Below are 25,842 nucleotides of genomic sequence, written 5' to 3'. Positions count from 1 at the left end.
CAGTTTTGTTTGCAATTCGAGTACACGCTGTTCCACCTCTGCCGATCGTCAGTCTGCACCAGCGCCGATCGCCTCATCCAGCGATTTGAACAGTCTGAACACGGTGTCCATGCGGGTCAGGCGGAACACTTTTTCAACGATCGGGCGCAAGCCGGCCAGATCCAATCTGCGCCCTTTTTCCAATTGTTTCATCGAGGCGACAATGGCGCCCAGACCGCTGGAGTCGATGAATTCGACAGAAGACAAATCCAACACCACCCGTTTGGCATGGGTTTGGGTTTCCGCGCGCATATCTTCCTTGAATTGAATTGCCATCGCGGCATCAATTCGATCACAATGAACGGATATTATCTGTGTCTCGCCGGTGATCTCGCTGCTGAGCCCCATGTTCGTCCGCCTTTGGCAATGCAAAATGATGGTAGAAATACGCTAGACGGTAATTCTTACCATTCGGTATCCATAGGCTGGAAAGTTCAAGGAGATTTCGGATGAACGAGGTTGTGATAGCAGGTGCCGCGCGTACACCAATGGGCGGCTTTCAGGGCATGTTTGACGGCGTCGCCGCTGCTGATCTGGGCGGTGCTGCTATCCGCGCAGCGCTGGAGGGTGCTGGCATTCGGACCGTGGATGAGGTGCTGATGGGCTGCGTCCTGCCTGCCGGCCAGGGACAGGCCCCGGCGCGTCAGGCTGGGTTTGCCGCCGGTCTGGGAGAAGATGTACCTGCCACAACGCTCAACAAAATGTGCGGTTCAGGCATGAAGGCCGCAATGATCGCGTTTGATCAGATCGCTTTGGGCCATACTCAGACCATGGTCGCTGGCGGGATGGAGAGCATGACCAACGCGCCCTATCTGCTGCCCAAGATGCGCGGTGGCGCCCGGATCGGACATGGGCAGGTCGTCGATCACATGTTTCTGGACGGGCTCGAAGACGCCTATGACAAAGGTCGGCTTATGGGCACGTTTGCCGAGGACTGTGCCGAATCCTATCAGTTCACGCGCGAGGCGCAGGACGAATACGCCCTGCGATCGCTTTCGAACGCGCTGTCCGCGCAGGAAAATAATGCGTTCGACCAGGAAATTACACAGGTCAAGATTCAGACTCGTAAAGGCGAGGTTGTGCTGGACGCGGATGAGCAACCCAAATCGGCGCGGCCCGAGAAGATACCCACACTGAAACCAGCCTTTCGCAAGGATGGAACGGTTACGGCAGCCAATTCTTCTTCGATCTCGGATGGCGCAGCCGCCCTTGTGCTTGCCTCGGCAAAGGCAGCAGAACAGCAGGGCCTGACCGTGCGCGCACGAATTCTTGGCCACGCCAGTCACGCGCAGGCACCGGGGCTGTTCACAACTGCTCCGGTTCCGGCAGCGCAGAAATTGTTGGATCGTATCGGTTGGAAAAAAGAAGATGTCGATCTGTGGGAGGTCAACGAAGCCTTCGCCGTTGTGCCCATGGCTTTCATGCACGAAATGGGCTTGTCGCGTGAGATCGTGAATGTGAATGGCGGCGCATGTGCGCTTGGCCATCCGATTGGCGCTTCTGGGGCCCGGATCATGGTCACGCTGCTGAATGCGTTAGAAAAGCGGAACCTCAAGCGCGGTGTCGCGGCAATCTGCATCGGCGGCGGAGAAGGGACGGCCATAGCAATAGAACGCGTTTGACGCTTTGTCTTTTTGCAAATACTCCGGGGAATTGGCGGCAGCGCCCGCAGTTCCTCGGATGCAAGGTCTACCAACATGAAAGCCGACTACGACACACTCGCCAAAACCATTGCCGCCTTGACCGAAGGTGAAACCGACGAGGTTGCATTGATGGCTACGGTGGCATGCGAAGTGCATCACTCGGACGACCGATTCGACTGGACGGGATTTTACCGCGTAACTGAGCCCGAAGTGCTAAAGATCGGGCCTTATCAGGGGGGGCATGGCTGCCTAGTAATCCCTTTTGAACGCGGTGTGTGTGGTGCGGCTGCCCGTACAGGGCAAGTGCAATTGGTTTCGGATGTAGATGCTTTCCCCGGCCATATCGCTTGTGCGTCATCCACTCGGTCCGAGTTGGTTCTACCAGTGCGGGATGCGAATGGTAACGTGATCGCTGTCTTTGATATCGACAGCGACCAGCCCGACGCGTTTACCAAAGATGATGCGACTGCACTTGGTGCTATTCTAACGGATGTATTTGCGCGTTAGAGGGTTCCGAGCTATCGCAAAAATGCGCCAAGATCTCGGGACATAATCAGATAGCAAAGCCCGGCCTGAAACGCTGTGATCGTGTATAGCCAAGCCGAGAAACCGCGCTTGCGGGTCTTGTGCCCGAAGATCCAGCGCCCCAGTAGCGCGGCCAAGCTGCCTCCTAGTGCCGCCAACCATAACAAGCGCCGCTCGGGGATGCGTCGCCTTCTACGGCGCGCGCGCAGCTTATCCCAGCCAAACGCCACCAAAGTCAGGGCATTAATGACCCAAAGATAGATTACGGCAATCCACATGGACCGTGCATAGCCAACTAAAATTGCAGAACCAAGTGAAAAAATGCTTGGAAATTTCACCGATTCGAGGCACCGTGAAAAAGTAACAAAAAATTTCACGCAGACTCGGAGCGCAACTTGAATTCGCAAGCCCCTCATAGCGCATCCCTCGGTGCCGATCTGCGCGCACTGCGCAAGGCGCGTGGGCTGACTCTGACCGAGATCGCCAACCGATTGGATCGGTCCGTTGGCTGGCTCAGCCAAGTCGAGCGTGACATGTCCGAGCCGTCGATTTCGGATCTACGCCAGATTGCCGAATGTCTGGGTGTGCCGATGTCGATGCTGTTTGCCCATTCCGCTGCGCCGGTGGATGAGCAAGGGTATATTGTGCGGGCAGGGTCCCGTCGCCCGATGGGCTCTGGCGAAGAAGGGTTGATCGAAGAACTGCTTTCGCCTGACCTGACCGACGATTTCGAGATGGTGCATTCGACCTTTGAGCCGCATTCTCAGATGCAGACCCCGGCAAACCGGCCGACGCAGGAAGTCGGCTATATGGTTTCAGGCCGTCTGGAACTGACGATCGGCTCGCGCAGCTTTCAGGTCGGCCCCGGCGATAGCTTCCGGATCAAGCACGAGCCCTACACTTGGTCCAACCCCTTTGATGAGCCCGCTGTGGCCATCTGGGTTATCGCCCCACCGGTGTACTGATGAGTTTCGAGGCCTGGACCATATTCGCCCTGTTCTGGGTGGTGTTCGTTACCACCCCGGGGCCTAATGCGGTCAATTGCATCTCAAATGGGATGAGCCTGCCGTTCTCCAAGGCTATGTTGGGTGTCTTGGCTATTTTGACTCAGGCGAGTGTGTTCCTGATCCTCTCGGCTGTGGGAATCACAGCGTTGATTGCCGCGTCGCCAACAGGTTTCTTTGTCGCCAAGCTGATCGGGGCCGGGTTTCTGATCTGGATGGGCATTCGCGGTTGGATGAACGCAGCGAAACCCGCTCCGGCGTCAGAGCGTCCGGCGCGACATGTTTACTTTCACGCGTTGGCTGTTGCCACGATCAACCCCAAAAGCGTCGCCGGATACCTTGCGGCGTTTTCGCAATTTGTGCAGCCGGATGTACCCATCTGGCAGCAAATGGCGGTGATCATGCCGACGGCACTGGTCATCACGACGCTCAGCTATACCGGGTTCACGTCGCTGGGGGCGCTGATGGGCAAGGCTGCGTTGGGGGCGGTGTTCAATATCTGGGTACGCCGCGTGATGGCGACCTTTTTCATCATTTATGGCGTTTTGCTGGGTGCCAGTTCGACGCCGACAGCGAGGGGATAAAGACATGCATACCGGTTTCTGCCTGTGCGGCGCGGTCGCTTTTGTTGTTGACGGAGACCTCACGCCACCAAATGCCTGCCATTGCGGGCAGTGTCGCAAACAGTCGGGTCATCTGTGGGCCTCGACCGTTACGCATCAGGACAATCTCAGCTTTACCACCAGCGAAACGCTGGGCTGGTATCGCGCCTCTGCCATTGCCAAGCGCGGATTTTGCCGCGCTTGTGGCTCGTTCCTCTTCTGGCAGCACAATGACGAGGACACGATCGCAATTTCCGTGGGCTCACTGGATGAGCCGACCGGGTTGAAACTCGCCCAGCACATCTTCGTTGCGGACAAGGGCGATTACTATGACATCAAAGACGACCTGCCCCAGCGGGCACACTAATAGGGAACCAAACACATGAGTGATTTTCCAACCAAGGCCCGTGTGGTCATCATCGGCGGCGGCGTTGTGGGCTGTTCATCGCTGTATCATCTGGCCAAGAAGGGCTGGACGGATTGTGTTCTGCTGGAAAAGAACGAACTGACCGCAGGCTCGACATGGCACGCGGCGGGTAACGTTCCGACGTTTTCGACCTCGTGGGCGATCATGAACATGCAGCGCTATTCGACCGAACTGTATTCGCGCCTCGCGGACGAGGTCGACTATCCGATGAACTACCACGTTTCCGGGTCAATTCGTCTGGCGCACAGCAAGGAGCGGATGCAGGAATTCGAACGGGCCATGTCTATGGGCCGCTATCAAGGCATCCCGATGGAGATGTGGACTCCGGAAGAGGCCAAGGAACGCTATCCTTTCCTGGAGACCCATGATCTTGAAGGCGTTCTGTATGACCCGACCGATGGTGACATTGACCCGGCGCAGCTGACTCAGGCTCTGGCCAAGGGAGCGCGGGATATGGGGCAAAAGATCATCCGATTCTGCCCGGCAACCGGTGTGACACAGCAGGACGACGGCACATGGACCGTGCATACCGAAAAGGGTGATATTGCCTGCGATTATGTGGTGAACGCCGCCGGTTACTATGCGCAGCGCGTAGGGGAATGGTTCAAACCCTTTGGCGGCCGAACCGTCCCGGCCATGGTCATGAGCCATCAGTATCTGCTGACTGACGAAGTTCCCGAAATCGAAGCGTGGTCGAAAGAAAATGGTGGCAAGAAGCTGCCGCTGCTGCGCGATGTCGATATCTCGTACTACCTGCGGCAGGAGAAGAACGGCTTCAACCTTGGCCCGTATGAGCCCAATTGCAAGGGCCACTGGATGACCGAGGATGACCCGATGCCCGAGGATTTCAGCTTCCAACTGTGGAACGATGATCTGGACCGGATCGAGGATATCGTGACCGATGCGATGGAACGGGTTCCGCTGATGGCAACCTCGGGCGTTGGTCGCGTCATCAATGGCCCGATCCCCTATGCGCCAGATGGTCTGCCGTTGATTGGCCCGATGCCGGGTGTGACAAACGCGTTCGAGGCTCATACTTTCACTTTCGGTATCGCCCAAGGTGGTGGTGCAGGCAAAGTTCTGGCCGAATGGATCGTCGATGGTCACACCGAATGGGATATGTGGGCCGTCGATCCGCGTCGTTACACCGACTACACCGATCAGGATTATTGCAATCAGAAAGGGATGGAAGTTTACGGCAACGAATACGCCATGCATTTCCCACATCACGAATGGCCTGCCGCACGCGACAAGAAGGTCTCGCCTGTGCACGCCAAGGTCAAGGAATTGGGCGGTGTCATGGGCGCGTACAACGGCTGGGAACGCGCAAACTGGTTTGCGCAAACCGGCGATGACACGTCACTGGAAGCCACCCATACCTGGGGACGTTCGGGCCCCTGGGAGCAACGGGTCAAAGAAGAATGCGAAGCCGTGCGCGATCACTGCGGGGTGCTGGATCTGCCGGGCTTCTCGCGGTTCTGGATACAAGGCGAGGGGGCGGATGACTGGCTGCGTGGCTTCTGTACCGGAGGTATCCCTAAAGCAGGGCGCATGAATCTGATCTATGTCTCGGATGAAAGAGGGCGCATTCTGACCGAGCTGTCCTGTATCCGTCTGGCTGAGAACAATTTCGTCCTAATCACCGCTGCCACGGCACAATGGCACGATGGTGATTTGATCCGCAATTCGGTGCCCGAAGGTGTGACCGTTCGGGAAACCACACCCGAGCGCGACACACTGATCGTGACAGGACCGATGACGCGGAACGTATTGTCCGGCATCACCGATGCAGATTTGCAGCAAGGGTGGCTGACCCACCAATTCGCCAAAGTGGCCGGGCAGGATGCCTTCTTGATCCGTGTATCTTTCGCGGGTGAGTTGGGTTGGGAAATCCATGCTGAAAATGATGCGATGCCCGCCATCTACGAAGCTGTGCTGGCCGCTGGAGCGAAACCCTTTGGCATGTATGCGTTGAATTCGCTGCGGATCGAGAAAGGCTATCGCGCGTGGAAAGGCGACCTAAGCACGGATTACTCTCTGCTGGAAGGTGGTTTGGGGCGTTTTGTCAAGCTCGATAAACCGCAGGATTTTGTTGGCAAAGCAGCCATTCAGAACGAAAAACAGCAAGGCGTTAAAAAGTCCTTTGTCACTCTGATCGTGGACGCAGGTGAGGTCGATGCGCCTTACATGTCCTGCATCTGGAGCGGTGATGAGATCGTGGGTGAAACCACATCGGGTGCGTGGGGGTATCGCATTGGTGCCTCGGTCGCGCTGGGCATGGTGCGCGCAGATTTGGCTGTCCCGGGAACTGAGCTAGAGGTTGAAATCTACGGTCAGAAATGTCGTGCTGTTGTTCAGGAGGATCAGCCGCTCTGGGATCCTGCAAATGAACGGTTGAGGGCCTGACCCCTACGATAGAAAGGCGCTGATATGACCCGGCAGATGGAAGGCGTATATCTGACTGGCCATGGAGGTCCTGAGGTGTTGGAATGGCGGGAAGGCGTCCCCGTTCCGACCCCCGGTCCAGGGCAGGTTCTGGTGCGCGTCGCCGCTGCCGGGGTGAACAACACCGACATCAACACGCGGATCGGCTGGTACTCGTCGGATGTTACAGAAGCGACGGATGCGGTAGATCAGAAGGTTGAGGCCGGCGGGTGGGGAGGTGCGCTGCACTTTCCCCGCATCCAAGGCGGTGATCTGTGTGGGATTGTCGAAGAGGCTGGACCGGGGGCAGCGTTCAAGCCCGGACAACGCGTGACTTGTCCTATCAACTTGCCACGCCCGGGGCCAGGTAGACCGCATGGTTTTATTGCACTTGGTTCAGAAATCGACGGAGCGTTTGCCCAATACTGTCTGGTCGAGAGCAATGATCTCTATGATGTGACCGCCTCGCCCCTATCAGACGTGGAAATCGCCGCTATTCCCTGCGCGTTTGGGACCGCAGAAAACCTGCTGACTCGCGCTGGTGTATCGGCAGGCCACACAGTGCTGATTACAGGGGCTTCAGGCGGTGTGGGCCTCGCCGCGGTCCAGCTCGCGGCGCTACGAGGAGCGACGGTCTGGGGGGTGACAAGTGCTGCCAAGGCGGATGTGGTCAAAGCGCAGGGGGCGTCGGCAACCTTTGACCGGGATGTGCAGCTGCCGAAGGATATGTTCGATGTCGTCATCGATGTGGTGGGCGGCTCGGCTTGGCCCGATCTCATACTGGCGCTGAAACCCGGCGGGCACTATGCGGTGTCAGGTGCAATCGCTGGCCCCATCGTCAGCGCCGATTTGCGAGACATCTATCTGCGCGACATCACAATCCATGGCTGCACCCATCAGCCTCCCGAAGTCTTTGGCCGACTTGTTGTGCTGATGAATGCAGGTCGGATCAGGCCTTTGGTCTCAAAAACCTACCCGTTGCGTGACATTGTTCAGGCGCAAGAGGATTTTATGTCCAAGACCTTGCCCGGGAAACTGGTATTAATACCGTGAAAGGGGGGTAGATGGCTGACATTACGCTTTTAGATGGTTCGATCGGGCAGGAACTGGTGAAACGCAGCGGTGACCAGCCCACGCCTTTGTGGTCAACGCGGGTGATGATCGACAAACCTGACTTGCTGACCGAAGTTCACGCGGCCTATTTCCGCAGTGGCGCGACGATTGCCACCACGAATACCTATGCCATTCACCGCTCGCGGCTGGTGCGTGAGGGGATCGAAGACCAGATGCCACTTCTGATCGAGGCTGCTCTTTCGCGGGCCGAGCAGGCTTGCGCGGGAACTGACGGTCGTATCGCTGGTGCGCTTGGTCCGCTTTTGGCCAGCTACCGGCCCGATCTGAATCCCGACCCAGACGATGCGGCTGAAAAATTTGCCGAGCTGGCTCAACTGATGGCAGACCGGGTTGATCTATTCCTGATCGAAACCGTGTCCTCGGTTCTGGAAGCCGAAGGTGCGCTTCGCGGTACCGAGAATTGCGGCAAACCCGTCTGGCTGGCAATGTCGGTTATGGATGATGACGGCACGCGATTGCGGTCAGGCGAAGCGCTGGAGGACATCGCCCCGCTTGTTGCGCGTTACGCCCCCGAGGCCGTTTTGATCAACTGCGCGCGCCCGGAAGCGATTCCGGCTGCACTGGAGATCATCGCAAAGCTGGGTCGCCCGTTCGGCGCTTATGCCAATGGCTTTACTGGTATCAAAGACGGTTTTTTGAAGGATGCCCCGACGGTTGACTCTCTGGAAAGCCGTCATGACCTAGACCCTGACGCCTATGCGCAGCATGCCATGGGCTGGGTGGCGCAGGGCGCGACGATTGTTGGCGGTTGCTGCGAAGTTGGGCCAGATCATATCGAAACCCTTGCCGACAGTTTACGTGCGGCCGGGCACACAATTGTTTGAGTGTGCCTCATGTCGATCCGCAACAAACCTGAACGGCGAAAAGATCGGGATCAGCAGCATTTCGATATTCTGGTTGCACCCGGTTTCGTGTTGCTTGAATTGGCCTCGTTGGTCGATGTGTTGCGCCTGGCCAACCGGGTTTGCGCGCATCCTCCGTTCACATTCACTTACCGGTCCCGAAAGGGGGGGCCTGTTGAAAGCAGCAGTTGCGCGACGGTGTCGACCGAAACCATACCTGCGCAGCCCGATGCGGATTATCTGTTTGTGATCGGAAACTCGGATCCGGATCAGCCAGAGCTTTCTTTAGGTCGCGTCGTGCCCGACTATACGTACCGGGGAGCCCAGGTCTTTTTGCTGGCCGAAGCGGCAAGCAGGTACATCGATGAAAACGGCGCTGATCATATGGCAACCCATTGGGAAAACGCCTCTTTCTTACGCGAACGTGGCGCGCGTTTTGAGGCCAAGCTTTCAATTGCGACCGAACAGGGTTCGGTGGTCACCTGCGCGGGAATGGAGGCAACGACGGATGTGGCACTGGCGGTGATTGGGCGGCACATTTCGGGTGCCGCCAAGATGACAGTTGCGGATATCATGCTGCACGAGAACATCCGCGATTTCTCATCCATGCAGCCGTTTTCGGGCGCTCGGAATACAGCCACAGGTGACGCAAAGCTGGATCAATGTATCAAGCTGATGCAGGCGAATATCGAAGAACCGTTACCGATCAATCAGATCGTTGACATGTTACACGTGTCGAACAGATCGCTTGAGCGCAAGTTCAAGGCAACTTTCGCAACCACTCCAAACGGATTCTACCGAGAAATGCGCTTGGCCAAAGCCAACAACCTGCTTTTGAACACAACGATGAGCGTGCGGGAAATCGGCTTGGTGTGCGGCTTTCCAAACGGATTCTCATCCGTTTACAAAAGCGTCTTTGGCGTCACTCCGTTTGTTCTGAGACGTCAAAAAAGACGTGCAGAATATAGGTGATTTTCGCGATTGAGATGACGTTTTTGACGCTTTTTTTGTCGATCCTTCATGGCATTTTGCAAAAAACCTGAGACAGCGGAGACATCAGGATGGTTGATCTTCCCACCAAGGCCTGTGTGGTCATCATCGGCGGCGGCGTCATCGGATGCTCGGTCGCGTATCACCTTACCAAGAAAGGGTGGACCGATGTTGTGCTGCTTGAGCGCAAGCAACTGACCAGCGGCACCACATGGCATGCTGCAGGTCTGATTGCGCAGCTGCGCGCGACCGCAAACATGACCAAGCTGGCTAAGTACAGTCAGGAACTATATGGCGCACTTGAGGAAGAAACTGGCGTTGCCACAGGGTTCAAGCGTTGCGGATCGATCACGGTGGCGCTGACTGAAGAGCGCAAGGAAGAGATCTATCGTCAGGCCGCCATGGCACGTGCTTTCGGGGTTGAGGTCGAAGAGATCGGCAATGATCGTGTGCAAGAGCTGTATCCCCATCTCAACCTCGAAGGGGTCAAGGGGGCGGTTTATTTGCCTTTGGATGGGCAGGGTGATCCGGCAAACATTGCACTGGCTTTGGCCAAAGGTGCGCGCCAACGCGGTGGCATCGTCAAGGAACGTGTGAAAGTCACCGATGTCGTCAAGCAGGGCCGTCAGGTGACCGGCGTGGACTGGATTGCGGACGATGGCAGTGCCTCGGGCCATATCGAATGCGACATGGTGGTGAACTGTGCGGGCATGTGGGGCCACGAGGTTGGTAAGATGGCAGGTGTGAACGTGCCGCTTCACGCCTGCGAACATTTCTATATCGTGACCGAAGGGATCGACGGGCTGACCCAACTGCCGGTGCTGCGCGTACCGGATGAATGTGCCTACTACAAAGAGGATGCCGGAAAAATCCTGCTGGGCGCGTTTGAGCCAAATGCAAAACCCTGGGCGATGAACGGCATCCCCGACAGTTTCGAATTCGACCAGTTGCCAGAGGATTTCGATCACTTTGAACCAATACTCGAAGCGGCCTGCAATCGGATGCCGATGTTGGCCGAGGCGGGGATTCACACCTTCTTTAACGGCCCCGAATCCTTTACGCCGGATGATGCCTATCACTTGGGACTCGCCCCCGAGATGGATAACGTTTGGGTCGCTGCAGGGTTCAACTCGATCGGTATTCAGTCGGCGGGTGGTGCCGGTATGGCACTGGCCGAGTGGATGGACTCGGGCGAGAAACCGTTCGATCTGGGCGATGTTGACATCAGTCGCATGCAGCCGTTTCAGGGCAACAAGCAGTACCTCTTTGAACGTTCGAAAGAGACGCTCGGCCTGCTTTATGCCGACCACTATCCCTATCGCCAAAAGGCCACCGCGCGCGGTGTGCGCCGGACACCGTTTCACCATCACCTGATCGAACAGGGTGCCGTGATGGGCGAATTGGCTGGGTGGGAGCGCGCCAATTGGTTTGCCAACGAAGGGCAGGAACGGGAGTATCAATACAGCTGGAAACGGCAGAACTGGTTCGAGAATTCGGCTGCCGAACACCGTGCCGTGCGCGAAAATGTAGGCATGTATGACATGTCGTCCTTCGGCAAAATCCGCGTCGAAGGGCCGGATGCCGAGAAATTCATGAACTATATCGGCGGCGGCGATTATTCAGTGCCCAATGGCAAGATCGTCTACACCCAATTCCTAAACCGTAGCGGTGGGATCGAAGCAGATGTCACGGTCACACGGTTGACTGAGACCGCCTACCTGGTCGTCACCCCCGCGGCGACCCGATTGGCGGATCAGACCTGGATGATGCGTCATGCAGGCGGCTTCAATGTGGTTATCACCGATGTCACCGCTGGCGAGGGCGTTTTGGCCGTCATGGGGCCGAATGCGCGTGCATTGCTTGAAAGGGTTTCGCCCGCTGATTTCTCGAACAGGACTAACCCCTTTGGCACGGCACAACAGATTGAGATCGGTATGGGTCTCGCTCGCGCCCACAGGGTGACCTATGTGGGTGAGCTTGGGTGGGAGATCTATGTGTCGTCCGACATGGCAGGTCATGTTTTTGAGGCGCTGCACGAAGCCGGACAAGATATGGGCCTGAAACTCTGCGGCATGCACATGATGGACAGTTGCCGGATCGAGAAGGGTTTTCGCCATTTCGGTCATGACATCACCTGCGAGGATCACGTGGTCGACGCGGGATTGGGATTTGCCGTCAAAGTGGACAAAGGCAGCGATTTCATCGGTCGCGAGGCGGTGATGGCCCGAAAGGAAAGCGGGCCCAAGAACCGGCTTGTCCAGTTTAGACTGACTGATCCCGAACCACTGTTGTTCCACAACGAACCAATCGTGCGCGATGGTGAATATGTAGGTTACCTTAGCTCGGGCAATTATGGTCACACGCTGGGTGGTGCCATTGGTCTGGGCTATGTGCCCTGCGAGGGCGAAAAGCCTGCAGACGTGCTGGCCTCGACCTATGAGATCGATGTCTGTGGTGTGAAAGTCCAGGCAGAGGCGTCGTTGAAACCGATGTATGATGCGAAATCCGAGCGGGTCAAAGTCTAGAAAGCATCGACAGTGGTAGGCTCTGCCCCACCGTCCGTACCGGGCGACGCTCGCGAGAGTATTTGTGGCCAGATGAATAAGGGATCACCTGCTCATCTGGCCAACAATATCCATGAGCGTGAGACAGCGCTTCGCATATAGGTTGGCTGCAGAACGCGCGACCTATCAGAAACTTTGATGCCCTGCTTCACAGTTTTGATAGTTCCCAAGCCCATCTGATTTGCCGTAGAGAAACACGGTATCAGTCGGAGACTCGCTGTGGCAGACACCCGCGTACCACCAAACAATACCGATACGCCCAAAGGGCTGGCGTTGGCTGTGATGGCCTATGTGCTTTGGGGCTTCCTGCCACTTTACATGAAAGCAATGGAGCATATCGGCCCGATCGAGGTAGTTGCGCATCGGGTGATCTGGTCGGTGCCGGTGGCCGGGCTGCTGCTGATAGCGCTCGGGCGGACCGGCGATCTGAAAACTGCACTTCGCAATCCCAAAATGTTGGGTATGGCGGCAATTACAGCGGCGCTGATCTCGGTGAACTGGGCGATTTATGTCTGGGCGATTTCATCGGGGCATGCGCTGGACGCGGCTTTGGGCTATTACATCAACCCTTTGTTCAGCATTGCGTTGGGTGCGATATTGCTGCGTGAACCTCTGAACCGAACACAGTTGGTTGCGGTCGGGTTGGCCGCTTTGGGGGTGTTGGTACTGGTGTTTCAGGCGGGAAGCTTACCCTGGGCGGCTTTGGGCTTAATGTTCAGCTGGGGGTTTTATGCGTTCTTCAAGCGCTCACTCCCGATCGGGCCCAACCAAGGGTTTTTGTTGGAAGTCCTGATTCTACTGGTACCCGCCCTGGCCTACGTCACCTGGCTTGGAACAAGTGGTGCCGGGCATTTTGGAGCAGCCGTGTCAGACACTGCGCTGCTTGCAGGCGCGGGGCTGGTGACTGCAATTCCGTTGCTGCTTTATGCCAATGGGGCCAAACTGGTGCGTCTGTCGACGATGGGCATCCTGCAGTACATCGCGCCCACGATGATTTTTATCACCGCGATCACGTTGTTCGGAGAGCGTATTGATCAGGCAAGATTGATCGCGTTCCCCCTGATCTGGGCCGGGTTGATTGTGTATTCGATCCCGATGATCCGGCAAATACGGTCTCAGGCCTAGCGAATGAGCTGGGCAAGCTGTTCCGCCCAGATTGCATAGGTCTTGGGACTTGGATGATATCCGTCCGGCGCGGCGAGCGCCGGGCCATCGGGCAGGTTCAGCGCCAGATGTGAAACTTGCGGATATGCTGCAGCCACCTTCTGCAAGCCGTGATCCAGCCTTGCAGCCTGTTGCCCCAAAAACCAGGCCAGAGGCTGAGGCAGAGCGGGAAAACGCGCCATCTGAGGAACCGCAGACACGATCACCCGCCTGGCTTTCATCGGCCCGGTCAGAAGATCCAATAGCCGGGTTTGTCGGTCCTCAAAGCTTTGTCTGCTTACCGCTCGGGTCACGTCGTTCACACCCAGCGCCGTTATGGCCACATCAAACTGTTCGGAAAGCCCTTGCAGCTGCTCAATTGTGTTTTGAGTGGTATGCCCGGTGGCCGCCTCAAGCCGCCATTCCACAGTATAACGCTTTGCCAATTGGCCGACCAGTTGCCCGGATAGTGCCTGGCCTTGTGTGCCCGCCCCAACGCCAGCGGCCGAGCTGTCCCCAGTGATCAACAAGCGCAGTCTGGGCCCGCGCCCTGCACGCCCTTGGCGGGGACCAGTCGGTTCTGGCAGAAATTGCGCATTGCGTCTTACCGCGATTCCCTGAATGGCCAGAATAGGCAAAAGCGGAATTCTGAGAATTTGATCGGCGGCAACAGGCAAAGGAACCGTTAGCTCAGCGCATCTTTGAACTTTAGAAAGCGCGCATCTTTCATGACTCGTGCCATCATGGCTTCGCGCAAGGCTCCGACGGTCTTGTAGGGGCGCATGACGACCTCAAATTCCTGAATAAGTCCGTCTGCGTTCAGCGTGATCAAGTCTACACCCACGGCGTCCAAGGCACCGACTTTGCATTGAAACTCCAATGCCCAATCGTCGCCGTCGCCCATGATCCGACGATACTGAAATTCGGAAAACACCTGACCCACATGACCCAGAACCGCTGCAACAGGTTCACGCCCGGTCCAGGTGCTGTAGTAAGTGGGTGGTGAAAACCGAACATCTTCGGCCAGCAACTCTTGGATCAGGCCTTCATCGCCCTTGGCCACCACTTCTTGCATTCGTTTGATCGTCGGGTGCATACCGTCTTCCCTCTTGTTGACCAAAGAGTTGCTGAACCTTTTCACTCACGCAAGGACGACGTTGCGGGAGGGGGCCGCCTGAGATAGGCAAGCGCGCATGAGCGAAACCTATGATCCCCCAAACTCTCCTCTGGATGTGCTGTTTGAAGACACGCAATTGATCGTGGTGAACAAGCCGGCGGGTTTGTTATCGGTGCCGGGGCGGGGCGCGCATCTTGCTGATTGTCTGCTAACCCGCGTGCAAGTTGCGTTTCCACAAGCGTTGCTGGTGCATCGGTTGGATCGGGATACATCCGGTGTAATGGTGTTTGCACAGACGCCGCATGCCCAGCGGCATCTGGGGCTACAGTTCGAAAATCGCCAGACCCGCAAAACTTATGTCGCGCGCGTATGGGGGCGGGTAGAACCAAAAACGGGAACGGTTGACCTGCCGCTGATCGTCGATTGGCCCAATCGCCCCCGTCAGATGGTCTGTCACGACACCGGCAAGCCTGCTGTTACGGATTGGCGCGTGGTTAAATTCGAGGGCGAGACAACGCGTGTTCGCCTGTCTCCCAAGACCGGACGATCGCACCAGTTGCGGGTTCATATGCAGGCGCTGGGGCATCCTATCTTGGGTGATCCGTTTTATGCCGATGGCGCGGCGCGCGACTTCCCGCGGTTGATGCTTCATTCGGAAGAACTGCGCCTCAAAAATCCCGAAGGCGGGGTGTCGATGAAATTTCGCGCGCCAGCCGAGTTCTGATTCTAAGCGTTACTGGTCCAAAGCATCTTCAGGTTTCCCAGCGAAAACCGCCTGGTGCGTTTGACCGGGCGTATAACTTGGCGTTCCCGTGCGGCAGCAATTTCACGTTCGATTTCGAATCCGCGCAAAACGTGATCTTGGGACCAGCGATCCAGTTTCAAGGTCATCATGACGTGATTGTCGAGGTAGGGCATGGTCACTCTCCTGAATTGCAATTGCCCAATCTTCGCCCAACACTCCTGACACCGCCTTGTCAGGGGGGTGTGCTAAGTTGTCAGCAGATCTTTAGGAGACCCGGATGCGCCGATCGACACGTCTATTCGAAATCATTCAGATCTTGCGTGCTGCTGAAGCGCCCGTGACGGCCGATGCGTTGGCCGCCAAGCTCGAGGTTTCGGTGCGCACCGTCTACCGCGATATTGCCGCGTTGCAGGCCCAGCGTACGCCAATCGAAGGCGAAGCGGGTGTTGGCTATCTGATGCGGCGCGGGTATGATCTGCCTCCGCTCAATTTCGACGCCGAAGAGGTTGAGGCCCTGTGGGTGGGCCTGTCGATGCTGGCCCGCACGGGTGACAGCACCTTGCAACAGGCCGCTGACCGAGTTTGTCAGAAGATCGAGGCCCTGCGCGCGCCAGCCGACTGGCTACAGGTTGCGCCCTGGGGCGCACCGATGGATGATCCGGAAAAGGGTTGTGTGCCCGTCGTGAACTATCGCGAAGCGATCCGGGCCGAACGTAAAATTCGCATCACCTACGTGAATTCGGAAGATGAGCGTACCGAGCGCACGATACGGCCCGTCGCCCTGATCTATCATATTGAATGCACCATGCTGGCCGCGTGGTGCGAGCTGCGAAATGGGTTTCGCCATTTCCGCACAGATCGGATCTGGGCATGCGAACTGACCGAGGATCATTTCTGCGGGCAAGGGGAACCTCTGCGCGCGATCTGGCAGGAGCAGAACAGCTGGGATAGCTCCAAAGGGGTCGCCTGAATGGCAGGTATTCGCCGATTTCACTCAATTGTTGCTTGAGGCTCTTTGTTCTCACTGTGTTATACTAAGCGCAACGAAACAAGCCCGGCGAACGGGTACGTGAGCAGAAGGTGATTCCATGACGATTTCCAAATGTGTACTGACGGTTGGACTGTGTTCAGCCCTGTTTTTAGGGGCGTGTACCGACCCGGGCACCCTCAGAGTGCAAAACGATCCCAATCAGAATGCCAAACAAGGCGCGTTGCTGGGTGGTCTGATCGGTGCTGGTGTGGGTGCGATTGCGAATGATTCCGACCCGCTGCTGGGGGCCTTGGCCGGTGGTGCCATCGGCGCTGCAGGCGGTGGCGTGATCGGCAACCAACTTGACCGGCAGGCGGCAGAGCTGCGGCAGCAACTGGCGAATGACGGCATCACGATCGTCAACGCGGGTGATCGCCTGATCGTCACGGTTCCGAATGACATCACCTTCGACACCGACAGTTCCACCGTGCGCCCGGCCTTGCGTGCCGATTTGGTGAAGGTGGGGCAGAATTTGGTTAACTACCCGAATTCGAATGTCCAGATTATCGGTCATACTGACAGTGACGGAGAGGCGTCCTACAACCTCGGACTGTCTGAACGCCGCGCCAATGCGGTGGCTGATATTCTGCAGGCCAATGGTGTCAGCTACGCCCGTATCACCACTGTCGGGCAAGGCGAAAACAACCCGATCGCATCGAACCTGACACCCGAGGGGAAAGCCCAGAACCGGCGGGTCGAGATTGTGGTGGTTCCCAGCGACAACACCTGATCACGCGTCTCGCGCACAATGACTGCGCGTCATCGGGCCTTTGGTTCGATGGTGTCTCGGGATAACTAAGGGGAAACACCAAAGCGGAGTTTCCCCATGTCCCAACCGATCCTTCTTGGCCTTTCCGGCTCGCTACGGCAGGATGCGACCAACCGTAAATTGCTGCGCGAAGCTGCACGCCTGTTCGAACCCGGCACGTTCATTGAAGCTGATCTCAATCTGCCGCTTTATGACGGCGATCTCGAAGTTGGCGAAGGCATACCTGAAGCCGTGCAGGTTTTGGCCGATCAGATTGCCCAAGCCCACGCGGTGATCATATCAACCCCGGAATACAACAAAGGGCCTTCGGGTGTTCTAAAAAACGCGCTGGACTGGGTCAGCCGGACGAAGGGCAAGCCTTGGATGGATAAACCGCTCGCCGTCATGTCTGCGGCTGCGGGCCGGGCCGGGGGGGAGCGGGCGCAAATGATCTTGCGGTCCTTCATGGTCCCCTTTCAGCCACGCATTCTGCAAGGTCCCGAGCTTCACTTGGCGGACAGTTCGAATGAATTTGATGCAGACGGGCGGCTGTCTAACGACCGCTACGAGCATACGCTGCATAACCTGATGCAGAAGCTGCGGGCAGAGGCCGGGTTTTAATCCTCTTTGCTTGCCGGTCTGTACCGCAACTTCTAGGTTATGCGGATGAAGGATCAAGACCAGATAGAGACTCAGGCCGATGTCGTAGATCCTGCCCGAGCGGCTGCACTGCAGGTAGCATTGGGGCGGGAACCGACGATTGAGGCAGGCTCAGTACTACCTCCCTTCTTTCATCAGCTCTATTTCTGGTCGCCGCATGTGCCGAGCGATCTGGGGCGTGATGGACATCCTCGGGTAGGCCAAGGTCTGATCCCCGATATGGGACTACCAAGGCGCATGTGGGCAGGTGGGCGACTGCAGTTTCATCAGCCCTTTGTGGCAGGGGTCGCAGCCGAGCGTCGGACGGTCAGAGAAAGTGCCGTGGCAAAGACAGGACGTAGCGGACCGTTGGCATTTGTCACACTGCGTCATGAGATTTGGCAAAAGGGCGCGCTGAGCGTGACCGAATGGCAGGATCTGGTTTATCGTGAAGATCCCTCATCAAACGCACCGGCTCCAAAAGTTCCGACGGCCCGAACGGATGAGTTGGATCACCGCAGTGTTGAATTTGATACAACCCTGCTGTTCCGCTATTCGGCGCTGACGTTTAACGGACACCGGATCCACTACGATCTTGACTATGCGCGCGACGTGGAAGGCTATGCCGGGCTGGTTGTCCATGGGCCTCTGCTGGCCCAATTCCTCATGTTGTTCGCAACGGATCTGTTGGGACCCTTGGCAGAGTTCAAATTTCGCGCGTCGTCGCCGCTGATGCATTTCGAAACGGCGACCCTGTGTCGGAACGGTCAGGAGTTTTGGGTGCGTGGACCCGGAGGCCGACAATGCATGTCAGCCAAGGCAATACCGCAATCAGAGTGAAGCTTCGGGCAGAAAATCCTGCGGGATTCTATCGCGCGCTTCCAGCATCAAGTCGGCTATGACCTCGGCCACCTTCGGTGCCATACCAAAACCGATCTTGAATCCCCCATTTGCGATAAACTGCCCTTTGTGCAGGGGATGCGCGCCCAGCATCGGCGCGCGGCTTTTGCTGCGGGGGCGGACACCGGCCCAGCGTTCGATCACTTCCGCCCCGTGCAGGATCGGCACGGCACGCATGGCGCGGTCCAGTACATCGTCCAGAGCGGCATCTGTGCTGGTCGGATCGTCGTATTCGCGTTCTGATGTCGAGCCAATGGCCAACGTACCATCGGCATGAGGCACGATATGAACAGCATCGGCAAACAACTGTGGTACGTCGCCCGCATCAAATCGCAGCAACGCCGCCTGTCCTTTCACGCCGTTACCGATTGTCTTGCCAAACGCCTTGCTGAGCTCTTGCAGACCCGCAAGTCCAGTGGCGTGTACGACTTGTCCCTTGTCGGGCGCTTCGGCGGTAACTTCTACTCCCATTACGGCAAGCGCGGCCACCAGCGCTGCGCAGGCACGCCTTGGGTGCATGCGCGCGCTTAGCGTATCGTGGACGACATATCCCGTCGGGCTGGGTGGGCACCAGGCACCAATCTGATCTATAAACCGGACGCGCCAATTAGCCTGACCCTGCCAGAGTGTTGCAGCTGTTTGTTCACGCGCTTGGGCCAGCTCCAAACCGCGTGCGTCTGGTATGGGTTGCAGACGCCCAAGACGTGCGTAGCCGGGCGACACACCACCGGTGGCCTCGACCTGTTTCCAGAACGGTTCAGCCATGATTAAACTTTCAAACTGGAACGCCTTTTTGGTGTTCCAGTTTTCGGGTACATGTGGGGCCAGCGCGCCAACAAGCCCTCCACTGGACCCCGCGCCCGGACCAAATGGGTCGACGATCTGAACCTTCGCGCCGCGCCGTGCGCAGGTCCAGGCGATGGAGAGGCCAAATATTCCTGCGCCCCGCACCGTCACATCGACCATTGCCAATCCCCTTTTCGTTGTTCAGTGTCGCGCCGCTTAGCTACAGGATTCCCCGATGGCAGACCAGCGCGCCGAACTTACTTGGACGGAAGACCAGATCCCGGTCTCGGATCGGTTCGATGACCCCTATTACTCGTTGCAGAACGGGTTAGAGGAAACGCGGCATGTGTTTCTGGCAGGCAACGATCTGCCAACGCGCTTTGTACCGGGGTTTCACATCGCTGAACTGGGCTTTGGCACAGGGCTGAATCTGTTGACCGCGTGGTCGGCGTGGGAAGCAGCAGGGCAGACTACACCTTTACGGTTCACCAGTTTCGAGGCCTATCCGATGGCGCCTGACGATATGGCGCGTGCTTTGGCCGCCTTCCCCGAGGTGGCACCGTGGGTCGATCGCTTACTGGAAACATGGAATGGGCAGAAATGTGTGCTGGACACTTTGCATCTTGAGGTCATGGTAGGAGACGCGCGCCAGACCTTGCCCACATGGGCAGGTGAGGCAGATGCGTGGTTTCTGGATGGCTTCTCACCCGCAAAAAACCCCGAGCTGTGGGAGGCTGACCTGATGCAGCAGGTGGCGGAGCACACGATCCAAGGCGGTACAGCGGCAACCTATACTGCCGCGGGTTTCGTGCGTCGGGGCCTATCCGACGCAGGTTTTGATGTTACCCGCAGCCCCGGCTTTGGCCGTAAACGGCACATGACCCGGGCGGTGAAGCAATGAGCCAGAAGAACAACGTCAACGCCGGTATAGCGCTTATGGTCAGCGCGACGATCGTGTTTGCTTTGCAGGATGGGATTTCGCGCCATCTGGCCGGTACCTACAATACGTATATGGTGGTGATGATCCGGTACTGGTTCTTTGCCGCATTCGTGATTGCTCTGGCTGCGAGATCCAGCGGAGGTTTGCGGGCGGCGGCGCAAACCAGCCAGTTGGGACTCCAGATATTCCGGGGTGTGTTACTGGCCGCAGAAATTTGTGTCGCCGTTTTCAGCTTTACCATTCTGGGCTTGATTGAAAGCCAGGCCGTTTTCATCAGCTATCCGCTGTTGATCGCTGCCCTCAGCGGCCCGGTTCTGGGTGAGAAAGTCGGCTGGCGTCGCTGGGCCGCCATCGGGGTCGGCTGCATCGGGGTGTTGATCATCCTGCAGCCCGGTGCCGGTGTGTTCAACCCTTGGGCTGTGATCCCGCTGATCTCGGCGTTTATGTTCGCGATTTATGGCCTGCTGACACGGTATGCGGCTCGGCGGGACAGTACTGCGACCAGTTTTTTCTGGACTGGGGTGGCTGGTGCAGTCGCAATGACTGCTGTTGGTGTCTGGTTTTGGGAACCCATGGCCAGCAGCGATTGGTTTTGGATGGGGTTGCTTTGCATCGCAGGCGCTCTGGGACACTGGCTATTGATTAAGTGCTACGAAATGGCTGAGGCCAGCGCCGTGCAACCCTTTGCCTATTTCCATCTGATGTGGAGCGCAATTCTCGGCATCACGATCTTCCACGAGACCCTGCGCCCCGAGGTTGTTCTGGGCGCAGCTTTGGTGATCGCGGCGGGCCTGTTCACCTTATGGCGCGAACGACGAAAGGGTCGAACCGGTTAGTTCCTTTGAGAATGGCACTGGTAAAGCTGGCCGCCCAAGCCGAGCGCGATAGACCGGCAGGCTTTCGGCGACACGCATGACATAGTTGCGCGTCTCCTTGAAAGGAATGGTCTCAATCCAGTCGATCACGTCCACCTGGCCCCGGCGCGGGTCGCCATAGCGTTCCATCCACGAAATCGGCCGTCTTGGCCCCGCGTTATATCCAGCGGCCATCATCACGACATTGCCGTTGAAGTCCTCTGCAAGCGTTGCAAGATAATTCGCCCCCAGCTTTGCGTTATATTGCCAGTCCGAGGTTAGGCGCGCGGTTTTATGGCCACCCAGAATACCCAAATCCTGAGCCACAAGTTTGGCGGTAGCGGGCATGACCTGCATCAAACCGCGCGCGCCTGCGCCACTGATGACTACCGGATCGAACTCACTTTCGCGTCGGGCAATTGCCAGCGTCATTTCCTTCGCCATGGGAAGTCCCATATCTGCGACCGGGTGCACTGGGTAATAAGCGGCAGGCAAAACAACACCGGTTGTTGCCGCGCGCTTGGCGATCATGACGGCCAGATGCGGTTCGTTCAGTTCGATCACCAGGTCCCCCAGCTGAGCGGCTTGGGTTTGATCGAGACCTTCCACCAAATGGGTCAGAAACCGTTCTGAAAGGTTTCCCTCTCCTGCGCGCTGCAACAGCAATCCAGCCTCCAACACGCTTGAGTCAGCGAATGCGGCTTGTTTCCAATGCGGCGCGCGGCGTGGGTTGGCCAATTCGCTGTCAAACGGACGGCCGATTTGTTCCGCCGCCAGCAACCCGTAGAACGAGGTCTGATAGTTCGCGCCTTCGGCATAAGCCTCGTGCGCCTTGTCAGCATCCCCCTGCGCCGCATAGGCGCGGCCCAGCCAATATCCACCTCGACCCTTCGAAATCGGCGATTGCACCGCCTCCGAGAAATTCTGGAAATGCCGCACCGCCGTGGCCGGATCATTCAGCTTGCGCAGCGCCAGAAATCCCGAGAGCCACTCTAAATCAGCGTAGCCATAGCCCATTTCGGGGGTCATGTGGTGATTGGCGGCAATCGCATAGGCGCGTTCGGCATCTCCCGTGCGCATCTCAAGACGTGCCAGTCTGCGTCGCCCTTCCGCCCATTTGTCGGGTTCACCCAGCGATTTTGGTCCGGTCGAGCGTGCCAACATCAGATCAATGGCGCTGTCGTCCAGTTCTTTGCGATCCCGCCACACGAAACGATCAAATGCCAGGCCAGGGTCTTTGGCCAGTGATTCCGGCACTGCGGCGACTTTGCCGTCCACTCCGTTTTCGCGCTTTTGCAGGGCAATGCGCGCCTCGGCCAGTTTGCGCTGATCAGAGTTGACCAGGGGCAGCATCCGCCCGGCGCTGACCAGATGCCCATCCCACAACATCCGATCCAACCTGGCCTCGTGATGTGGTCTCAGAAGTTTCCCGAAGTTCTCAAGATAATCCTTTTGCAGGCCCGACCCCATCGGCATGGTCCGCCAAGCGGTTACGACGTCGGCTTCTGCTTCACCATTGCGGCCTTGGCTTTTCAAAGCCACGGCATAATTCAAAGCACCTTCTGCTGTTTGCGGAGGCATCCCTTCGTAGAATTTCAGAACTCGATTCGGATCGGCCCCGGTGAATGATGGCTCGCTTTTACGGCGCAGCCAGGCCAAACCGGGCCAATCCGGGCGCCGCTCAAGAAACACCAGCACATCGCCCGAGCTGCCAAAACCTTCGCGTAGCCAATGCCAGACAATAATGTCACGCGCCACCGATCCACGCTGGCCTGCAACGCGCAGCGCGGCATTCCAATCGCCCTTGCGCATCTCATAGAGCCCCGCGCGCAAATCCTGCGTCGCATCCGCCCGAGTGGCATGCGGCTGTAGCATCAGCGCCAGAATCATCGCTATTCCAAGCGACAGAATACGTCTCATCCCTTGCATTCCCCAACAAACCAAGGATACAGCCATGCAGGATAAACCTTGCGCCGCCGGGATCAACTCACAAACCCTTAATCGTGACAGACCGGTGCGCAAAAAACACCTAAGGAGCGTTCCATGTTTAAAGGCTCAATGCCAGCCCTGGTCACCCCGTTCAGCAACGGCGCGTTGGACCTGGAAACGCTCAAACACCTGGTGGAATGGCAAATACAGCAAGGTTCGACCGGTCTGGTTCCGGTTGGTACGACCGGCGAAAGCCCGACCCTCAGCCATGAAGAACATGAAACGGTTATCGCCGAAGTGGTGAAGGCTGCAGCAGGTCGCGTGCCTGTCATCGCAGGCGCGGGCTCCAACAATACTGTCGAGGCAATTCGGTTTGTTCAGTTTGCGCAAAAAATCGGTGCGGATGCGGCGCTGGTCGTAACCCCCTATTACAACAAGCCGACCCAGAAGGGGCTGCTGGCGCATTTCCAAACTCTGCATGACAGTGCCGATATCCCGATCATCATCTACAATATCCCGGGTCGTTCGGTCATCGACATGACTCCTGCAACGATGGGTGAGCTGGCGAAACTGCCGCGCATCATCGGAGTCAAGGACGCGACCGGAGATCTGGCGCGCGTCAGCCAGCAGCGTGCAAGCTGTGGTGCGGATTTCTGCCAGCTGTCCGGGGAAGACGCGACTGCACTGGGCTTCAATGCTCATGGCGGAGTGGGCTGCATCTCGGTCACCGCAAACGTGGCTCCGAAGCTCTGTGCTGAATTCCAGCAGGCAACGCTGAATGGCGACTACAAAATGGCGCTTGAGTATCAGGACCGCCTGATGCCCCTGCACGAAGCGATTTTCATCGAGCCCGGTCTGGTTGGCGCAAAATACGCGCTCAGCAAACTTGGCCTGTGCAGCACCGAAGTGCGCTCGCCTTTGACAGAGCTGGAAGACAGCACCAAAGCTGCGATCGAAGCAGCAATGGCGCATGCTGGATTAATCTGAAATCAATATACGGACTCGTAAGGGCGGCCTCGAAGATCGAGCGCCGCCCTTTCTTAATTCGGGATCCAAACTTCATCTGGCTAGAAATACCTCGGGGGAGGCGCGGCTTGCCGCGACGGGGGCAGAGCCCCCATCAACGCTTGCCGTAGTACAACCCAACCACATGCTCTGCTTGCGCGAAGAACAACCAGCGTGAAACAGCAACGCCGGTGACATGCGACAACACCGCCACAAGCGCAAAGACATGCTTGATCAGAACGCCGCCAAAAGGGATCAGAAGCAGCAGTAAAGGCAGCACAAAAGCCAGACCAAAAGATATCATCCGTAGTTTCTGCGCATGCTTCCGACCGACCACATGCACAAACTCACGCAGCAGATAGTTTGTACCTGTATGGGGTGGTTCGAATGCGCGGACAGCGCCTCGCTCACCAAGCCCTGTCGCGGTTGCCAGCGTGGTTCCCGATCGGGACAACGCATCGTCGCCCTTGGCCCAATAGGCAAGCTGTACAGCGCCGGCAATAGCCAGCAACCAAGGGGCAAGCGCTTCCGCTCCGGCCAACAAAGCACCGCCTGCAAGGCTGAACGACAAGAACATGGCCGGTGTCAGGTTCATGTTCCAGCGAGGGATGGTCTTGAGCTGCGTGTAGATCATCGATGTGGTGAAGACCGTGGCCAGCGAGAATGCCGCCCCGATCCAGCCCAGCACACCCCAGCGTTGGCCTAGAAAGACCGCACCAATTGCATAGAGCCCCATGACGAGCAGCGCGATGACCGCGCACCAGCCCTCGCGGCTGAGCCAGCTTGAGCGCCACTGTGTGAAGGCTTTCCAGGCGCGCTCTGGGTGGCCGAGGTGGAAGGTCGACGCGAGCAAACCGCCGACGGACAAGCCATAGGCAATTGCGAAAAACACAAACGCGACCCAGCCCGAGACGTCAGGTATGCCGAGCCCCAGGAAGAACAAGAGTCCAAATCCGAGACCGGACAGGGTGGTAAAGATGATAACGGAAGGTGCCGGGTGCATCAGAGCTTCTCCAGGGTCTTGTCGAGCCAGCCGAGGAAACCCTTGGGCTCTTCGGCGACCGGGGCCAGCAGAGGGGCTAGGATGTCAATCTGCTCCTCAATTTTGTCCTTGGGTCGGGGCGGCAGGTACTTGTTGACGGGTTTGGTGCCCTGTTCAGGCATCAGGTCCATGCCGCCACGTTCGACGACCAGCTTGCTGACATCACTGCCAGGGTCGCCGAGATCGCCAAAGTGTCGGGCACCTGCCGGGCAGGTGCGCACACAAGAGGGCACACGATCCACCTCGGGTAGGTTCTCGTTGTAAATCCGATCGATGCAAAGCGTGCATTTCTTCATAACGCCTTCGGCCTGATCCAGCTCGCGCGCGCCATAGGGGCAGGACCACGCGCACAGGCCGCAGCCGATGCAGTCATTTTCGTTGACCAGAACGATTCCGTCCTCGACCCGCTTGTAGCTGGCACCGGTGGGGCAGACGGTCACGCAGGGTGCGTCTTCACAATGCAGGCAGGATTTTGGGAAGTGGATCAATTGGGCATGCCCTTCGGCGGGTTGCACCTCGTAAGAGTGCACCCGGTTCAGGAAGGTGCCTGAAGGGTCAGCACCATAAGCATCCTGATCCGACAGTGGCGCGCCGTAGTTTTCGGTGTTCCAGCCTTTGCATGAAATGACGCAGGCATGGCAGCCAACGCAGGTGTCCAGATCAATGACCAGACCCATCTTGCGTTCGGTTGATTGGGGGAGCTGGGTCATGACTGCCTTGCCTCTGCGATTGTGGTCAGGGCGGGCTGGGGCTCTGCCCCAGACCCCGAG

Annotated in this window: 28 protein-coding genes; 19 read left to right on the top strand and 9 right to left on the bottom strand. The window is 57.7% G+C overall.

Translation table 11 applies throughout. From position 1 onward, the window contains the following. Positions 1–48 precede the first annotated feature (48 nt). The gene (locus ACR0BI_RS08615; protein ID WP_170398809.1) at positions 49–387 is read right to left on the bottom strand and encodes an STAS domain-containing protein; all 339 of its coding nucleotides are present in this window, start codon (positions 385–387) and stop codon (positions 49–51) included. 101 nt (positions 388–488) lie between these two features. Here ACR0BI_RS08615 and ACR0BI_RS08610 point away from each other — a divergent pair, with 101 nt between their 5' ends. Both ACR0BI_RS08610 and ACR0BI_RS08605 read left to right on the top strand, forming a co-directional pair. Next, positions 489–1,661: a thiolase family protein gene (locus ACR0BI_RS08610; protein WP_480562309.1), complete on the top strand. Its 1,173-nt coding sequence runs from the start codon at positions 489–491 to the stop codon at positions 1,659–1,661. A 75-nt stretch (positions 1,662–1,736) separates the two neighbouring features. Then, the gene (locus tag ACR0BI_RS08605; RefSeq protein WP_170406656.1) at positions 1,737–2,189 is read left to right on the top strand and encodes a GAF domain-containing protein; all 453 of its coding nucleotides are present in this window, start codon (positions 1,737–1,739) and stop codon (positions 2,187–2,189) included. An 11-nt stretch (positions 2,190–2,200) separates the two neighbouring features. Here ACR0BI_RS08605 and ACR0BI_RS08600 read toward each other — a convergent pair whose 3' ends face one another. Then, a complete protein-coding gene (locus tag ACR0BI_RS08600; RefSeq protein ID WP_480878482.1) occupies positions 2,201–2,584 on the bottom strand; it encodes a DUF1294 domain-containing protein in 384 nt (127 codons plus the stop codon). Positions 2,585–2,602: 18 nt separating this feature from the next. Between ACR0BI_RS08600 and ACR0BI_RS08595 the strand changes: the two genes are divergently transcribed. From ACR0BI_RS08595 to rarD, 9 genes are all read left to right on the top strand, one after another. Further along, positions 2,603–3,172, top strand: a complete 570-nt coding sequence (locus tag ACR0BI_RS08595; protein WP_170425828.1) for an XRE family transcriptional regulator — start codon at positions 2,603–2,605, stop codon at positions 3,170–3,172. Next, positions 3,172–3,795: a LysE family translocator gene (locus ACR0BI_RS08590; protein WP_480562311.1), complete on the top strand. Its 624-nt coding sequence runs from the start codon at positions 3,172–3,174 to the stop codon at positions 3,793–3,795. The genes ACR0BI_RS08595 and ACR0BI_RS08590 overlap by 1 nt, the downstream gene beginning before the upstream one ends. Before the next feature lie 4 nt (positions 3,796–3,799). Continuing rightward, positions 3,800–4,180 carry a GFA family protein gene (locus ACR0BI_RS08585; protein WP_480562312.1) on the top strand — a complete coding sequence of 127 codons (381 nt, stop codon included), beginning with the start codon at positions 3,800–3,802 and terminating at the stop codon, positions 4,178–4,180. A gap of 15 nt (positions 4,181–4,195) precedes the next feature. Continuing rightward, positions 4,196–6,646: a GcvT family protein gene (locus ACR0BI_RS08580; protein ID WP_480562313.1), complete on the top strand. Its 2,451-nt coding sequence runs from the start codon at positions 4,196–4,198 to the stop codon at positions 6,644–6,646. Between the two features lie 24 nt (positions 6,647–6,670). Next, entirely contained in the window at positions 6,671–7,717 is a 1,047-nt protein-coding gene (locus ACR0BI_RS08575) for an alcohol dehydrogenase family protein (RefSeq protein ID WP_480562314.1), read from the top strand. An 11-nt stretch (positions 7,718–7,728) separates the two neighbouring features. Beyond that, positions 7,729–8,622 carry a homocysteine S-methyltransferase family protein gene (locus tag ACR0BI_RS08570; RefSeq protein WP_170514791.1) on the top strand — a complete coding sequence of 298 codons (894 nt, stop codon included), beginning with the start codon at positions 7,729–7,731 and terminating at the stop codon, positions 8,620–8,622. 9 nt (positions 8,623–8,631) lie between these two features. Further along, positions 8,632–9,612, top strand: a complete 981-nt coding sequence (locus ACR0BI_RS08565) for a GlxA family transcriptional regulator (RefSeq protein ID WP_170406633.1) — start codon at positions 8,632–8,634, stop codon at positions 9,610–9,612. An 89-nt stretch (positions 9,613–9,701) separates the two neighbouring features. After that, positions 9,702–12,155 (top strand): GcvT family protein, encoded by a 2,454-nt coding sequence (locus ACR0BI_RS08560; protein WP_480562315.1) that lies wholly within the window; start codon positions 9,702–9,704, stop codon positions 12,153–12,155. Between the two features lie 258 nt (positions 12,156–12,413). Beyond that, on the top strand, positions 12,414–13,319 hold the full coding sequence (gene rarD, locus ACR0BI_RS08555) for an EamA family transporter RarD (protein ID WP_170398771.1): 906 nt from the start codon (positions 12,414–12,416) through the stop codon (positions 13,317–13,319). Here the strand turns inward: rarD and ACR0BI_RS08550 are convergent. Both ACR0BI_RS08550 and ACR0BI_RS08545 read right to left on the bottom strand, forming a co-directional pair. Continuing rightward, positions 13,316–13,975 (bottom strand): SGNH/GDSL hydrolase family protein, encoded by a 660-nt coding sequence (locus ACR0BI_RS08550; protein ID WP_170562369.1) that lies wholly within the window; start codon positions 13,973–13,975, stop codon positions 13,316–13,318. The genes rarD and ACR0BI_RS08550 overlap by 4 nt on opposite strands. A gap of 47 nt (positions 13,976–14,022) precedes the next feature. Beyond that, on the bottom strand, positions 14,023–14,433 hold the full coding sequence (locus ACR0BI_RS08545) for a nuclear transport factor 2 family protein (RefSeq protein ID WP_170398766.1): 411 nt from the start codon (positions 14,431–14,433) through the stop codon (positions 14,023–14,025). 97 nt (positions 14,434–14,530) lie between these two features. Between ACR0BI_RS08545 and ACR0BI_RS08540 the strand changes: the two genes are divergently transcribed. After that, complete coding sequence (locus tag ACR0BI_RS08540) at positions 14,531–15,178, top strand: RluA family pseudouridine synthase (RefSeq protein ID WP_170406617.1); 648 nt, start codon at positions 14,531–14,533, stop codon at positions 15,176–15,178. Between the two features lie 2 nt (positions 15,179–15,180). Here ACR0BI_RS08540 and ACR0BI_RS08535 read toward each other — a convergent pair whose 3' ends face one another. Continuing rightward, on the bottom strand, positions 15,181–15,372 hold the full coding sequence (locus ACR0BI_RS08535) for a hypothetical protein (protein WP_170398761.1): 192 nt from the start codon (positions 15,370–15,372) through the stop codon (positions 15,181–15,183). Between the two features lie 104 nt (positions 15,373–15,476). Between ACR0BI_RS08535 and ACR0BI_RS08530 the strand changes: the two genes are divergently transcribed. The 4 genes from ACR0BI_RS08530 (at position 15,477) to ACR0BI_RS08515 (ending at position 18,456) form a co-directional block, all read left to right on the top strand. Then, positions 15,477–16,169 carry a helix-turn-helix transcriptional regulator gene (locus tag ACR0BI_RS08530; RefSeq protein ID WP_480562316.1) on the top strand — a complete coding sequence of 231 codons (693 nt, stop codon included), beginning with the start codon at positions 15,477–15,479 and terminating at the stop codon, positions 16,167–16,169. A gap of 118 nt (positions 16,170–16,287) precedes the next feature. Continuing rightward, positions 16,288–16,959, top strand: coding sequence for a YiaD family glycine zipper/OmpA-like lipoprotein (locus tag ACR0BI_RS08525; protein WP_480562317.1), 672 nt, complete (start codon positions 16,288–16,290; stop codon positions 16,957–16,959). A 96-nt stretch (positions 16,960–17,055) separates the two neighbouring features. Next, complete coding sequence (locus ACR0BI_RS08520) at positions 17,056–17,598, top strand: NAD(P)H-dependent oxidoreductase (RefSeq protein ID WP_170646722.1); 543 nt, start codon at positions 17,056–17,058, stop codon at positions 17,596–17,598. Positions 17,599–17,643: 45 nt separating this feature from the next. Further along, complete coding sequence (locus ACR0BI_RS08515) at positions 17,644–18,456, top strand: HTD2 family dehydratase (protein ID WP_223117121.1); 813 nt, start codon at positions 17,644–17,646, stop codon at positions 18,454–18,456. Here ACR0BI_RS08515 and ACR0BI_RS08510 read toward each other — a convergent pair. Next, positions 18,448–19,482: an NAD(P)/FAD-dependent oxidoreductase gene (locus ACR0BI_RS08510; protein ID WP_480562318.1), complete on the bottom strand. Its 1,035-nt coding sequence runs from the start codon at positions 19,480–19,482 to the stop codon at positions 18,448–18,450. The genes ACR0BI_RS08515 and ACR0BI_RS08510 overlap by 9 nt on opposite strands. A gap of 55 nt (positions 19,483–19,537) precedes the next feature. On the opposite strand from ACR0BI_RS08510, the gene mnmC2 reads away from it, so the two are divergent. Both mnmC2 and ACR0BI_RS08500 read left to right on the top strand, forming a co-directional pair. After that, positions 19,538–20,203 carry a tRNA (5-methylaminomethyl-2-thiouridine)(34)-methyltransferase MnmC2 gene (gene mnmC2 / locus ACR0BI_RS08505; RefSeq protein ID WP_170801470.1) on the top strand — a complete coding sequence of 222 codons (666 nt, stop codon included), beginning with the start codon at positions 19,538–19,540 and terminating at the stop codon, positions 20,201–20,203. Further along, positions 20,200–21,078, top strand: a complete 879-nt coding sequence (locus ACR0BI_RS08500) for a DMT family transporter (protein WP_170596824.1) — start codon at positions 20,200–20,202, stop codon at positions 21,076–21,078. The genes mnmC2 and ACR0BI_RS08500 overlap by 4 nt, the downstream gene beginning before the upstream one ends. Here ACR0BI_RS08500 and ACR0BI_RS08495 read toward each other — a convergent pair. Further along, positions 21,043–23,016, bottom strand: coding sequence for a lytic transglycosylase domain-containing protein (locus ACR0BI_RS08495; protein ID WP_170611264.1), 1,974 nt, complete (start codon positions 23,014–23,016; stop codon positions 21,043–21,045). The two genes, ACR0BI_RS08500 and ACR0BI_RS08495, sit on opposite strands and share 36 nt — an antisense overlap. 123 nt (positions 23,017–23,139) lie before the next feature. Here ACR0BI_RS08495 and dapA point away from each other — a divergent pair, with 123 nt between their 5' ends. Further along, positions 23,140–24,012: a 4-hydroxy-tetrahydrodipicolinate synthase gene (dapA, locus tag ACR0BI_RS08490; protein WP_170398734.1), complete on the top strand. Its 873-nt coding sequence runs from the start codon at positions 23,140–23,142 to the stop codon at positions 24,010–24,012. A 133-nt stretch (positions 24,013–24,145) separates the two neighbouring features. Here the strand turns inward: dapA and ACR0BI_RS08485 are convergent, their stop codons facing one another. Together ACR0BI_RS08485 and ACR0BI_RS08480 are read right to left on the bottom strand one after the other, a co-directional pair. Further along, positions 24,146–25,033 (bottom strand): DmsC/YnfH family molybdoenzyme membrane anchor subunit, encoded by an 888-nt coding sequence (locus ACR0BI_RS08485; protein WP_170398731.1) that lies wholly within the window; start codon positions 25,031–25,033, stop codon positions 24,146–24,148. Further along, positions 25,033–25,782 carry a 4Fe-4S dicluster domain-containing protein gene (locus tag ACR0BI_RS08480; RefSeq protein WP_170611258.1) on the bottom strand — a complete coding sequence of 250 codons (750 nt, stop codon included), beginning with the start codon at positions 25,780–25,782 and terminating at the stop codon, positions 25,033–25,035. The genes ACR0BI_RS08485 and ACR0BI_RS08480 overlap by 1 nt, the downstream gene beginning before the upstream one ends. Between the last annotated feature and the right edge of the window lie 60 nt (positions 25,783–25,842).

This window comes from Ruegeria sp. E5, from assembly GCF_056534105.1.
Note: the sequence above shows the minus strand (reverse complement) of the source record. Positions and strands in the feature narration are given on the sequence as shown.

Excerpts from the sequence above, each read along its gene's own strand:
- ACR0BI_RS08590 (WP_480562311.1), top strand. The coding sequence starts at position 3,172 with ATGAGTTTCGAGGCCTGGACCATATTCGCCCTGTTCTGGGTGGTGTTC.
- dapA (WP_170398734.1), top strand. The coding sequence starts at position 23,140 with ATGTTTAAAGGCTCAATGCCAGCCCTGGTCACCCCGTTCAGCAACGGC.
- ACR0BI_RS08520 (WP_170646722.1), top strand. The coding sequence starts at position 17,056 with ATGTCCCAACCGATCCTTCTTGGCCTTTCCGGCTCGCTACGGCAGGAT.
- mnmC2 (WP_170801470.1), top strand. The coding sequence starts at position 19,538 with ATGGCAGACCAGCGCGCCGAACTTACTTGGACGGAAGACCAGATCCCG.
- ACR0BI_RS08560 (WP_480562315.1), top strand. The coding sequence starts at position 9,702 with ATGGTTGATCTTCCCACCAAGGCCTGTGTGGTCATCATCGGCGGCGGC.
- ACR0BI_RS08530 (WP_480562316.1), top strand. The coding sequence starts at position 15,477 with ATGCGCCGATCGACACGTCTATTCGAAATCATTCAGATCTTGCGTGCT.
- ACR0BI_RS08515 (WP_223117121.1), top strand. The coding sequence starts at position 17,644 with ATGAAGGATCAAGACCAGATAGAGACTCAGGCCGATGTCGTAGATCCT.
- ACR0BI_RS08485 (WP_170398731.1), bottom strand. The coding sequence starts at position 25,033 with ATGCACCCGGCACCTTCCGTTATCATCTTTACCACCCTGTCCGGTCTC.
- ACR0BI_RS08565 (WP_170406633.1), top strand. The coding sequence starts at position 8,632 with ATGTCGATCCGCAACAAACCTGAACGGCGAAAAGATCGGGATCAGCAG.
- ACR0BI_RS08570 (WP_170514791.1), top strand. The coding sequence starts at position 7,729 with ATGGCTGACATTACGCTTTTAGATGGTTCGATCGGGCAGGAACTGGTG.
- ACR0BI_RS08525 (WP_480562317.1), top strand. The coding sequence starts at position 16,288 with ATGACGATTTCCAAATGTGTACTGACGGTTGGACTGTGTTCAGCCCTG.
- ACR0BI_RS08605 (WP_170406656.1), top strand. The coding sequence starts at position 1,737 with ATGAAAGCCGACTACGACACACTCGCCAAAACCATTGCCGCCTTGACC.
- ACR0BI_RS08610 (WP_480562309.1), top strand. The coding sequence starts at position 489 with ATGAACGAGGTTGTGATAGCAGGTGCCGCGCGTACACCAATGGGCGGC.
- ACR0BI_RS08575 (WP_480562314.1), top strand. The coding sequence starts at position 6,671 with ATGACCCGGCAGATGGAAGGCGTATATCTGACTGGCCATGGAGGTCCT.
- ACR0BI_RS08510 (WP_480562318.1), bottom strand. The coding sequence starts at position 19,482 with ATGGTCGATGTGACGGTGCGGGGCGCAGGAATATTTGGCCTCTCCATC.
- ACR0BI_RS08500 (WP_170596824.1), top strand. The coding sequence starts at position 20,200 with ATGAGCCAGAAGAACAACGTCAACGCCGGTATAGCGCTTATGGTCAGC.
- ACR0BI_RS08580 (WP_480562313.1), top strand. The coding sequence starts at position 4,196 with ATGAGTGATTTTCCAACCAAGGCCCGTGTGGTCATCATCGGCGGCGGC.
- ACR0BI_RS08545 (WP_170398766.1), bottom strand. The coding sequence starts at position 14,433 with ATGCACCCGACGATCAAACGAATGCAAGAAGTGGTGGCCAAGGGCGAT.
- ACR0BI_RS08585 (WP_480562312.1), top strand. The coding sequence starts at position 3,800 with ATGCATACCGGTTTCTGCCTGTGCGGCGCGGTCGCTTTTGTTGTTGAC.
- ACR0BI_RS08480 (WP_170611258.1), bottom strand. The coding sequence starts at position 25,782 with ATGACCCAGCTCCCCCAATCAACCGAACGCAAGATGGGTCTGGTCATT.
- ACR0BI_RS08495 (WP_170611264.1), bottom strand. The coding sequence starts at position 23,016 with ATGAGACGTATTCTGTCGCTTGGAATAGCGATGATTCTGGCGCTGATG.
- ACR0BI_RS08540 (WP_170406617.1), top strand. The coding sequence starts at position 14,531 with ATGAGCGAAACCTATGATCCCCCAAACTCTCCTCTGGATGTGCTGTTT.
- ACR0BI_RS08535 (WP_170398761.1), bottom strand. The coding sequence starts at position 15,372 with ATGCCCTACCTCGACAATCACGTCATGATGACCTTGAAACTGGATCGC.
- ACR0BI_RS08615 (WP_170398809.1), bottom strand. The coding sequence starts at position 387 with ATGGGGCTCAGCAGCGAGATCACCGGCGAGACACAGATAATATCCGTT.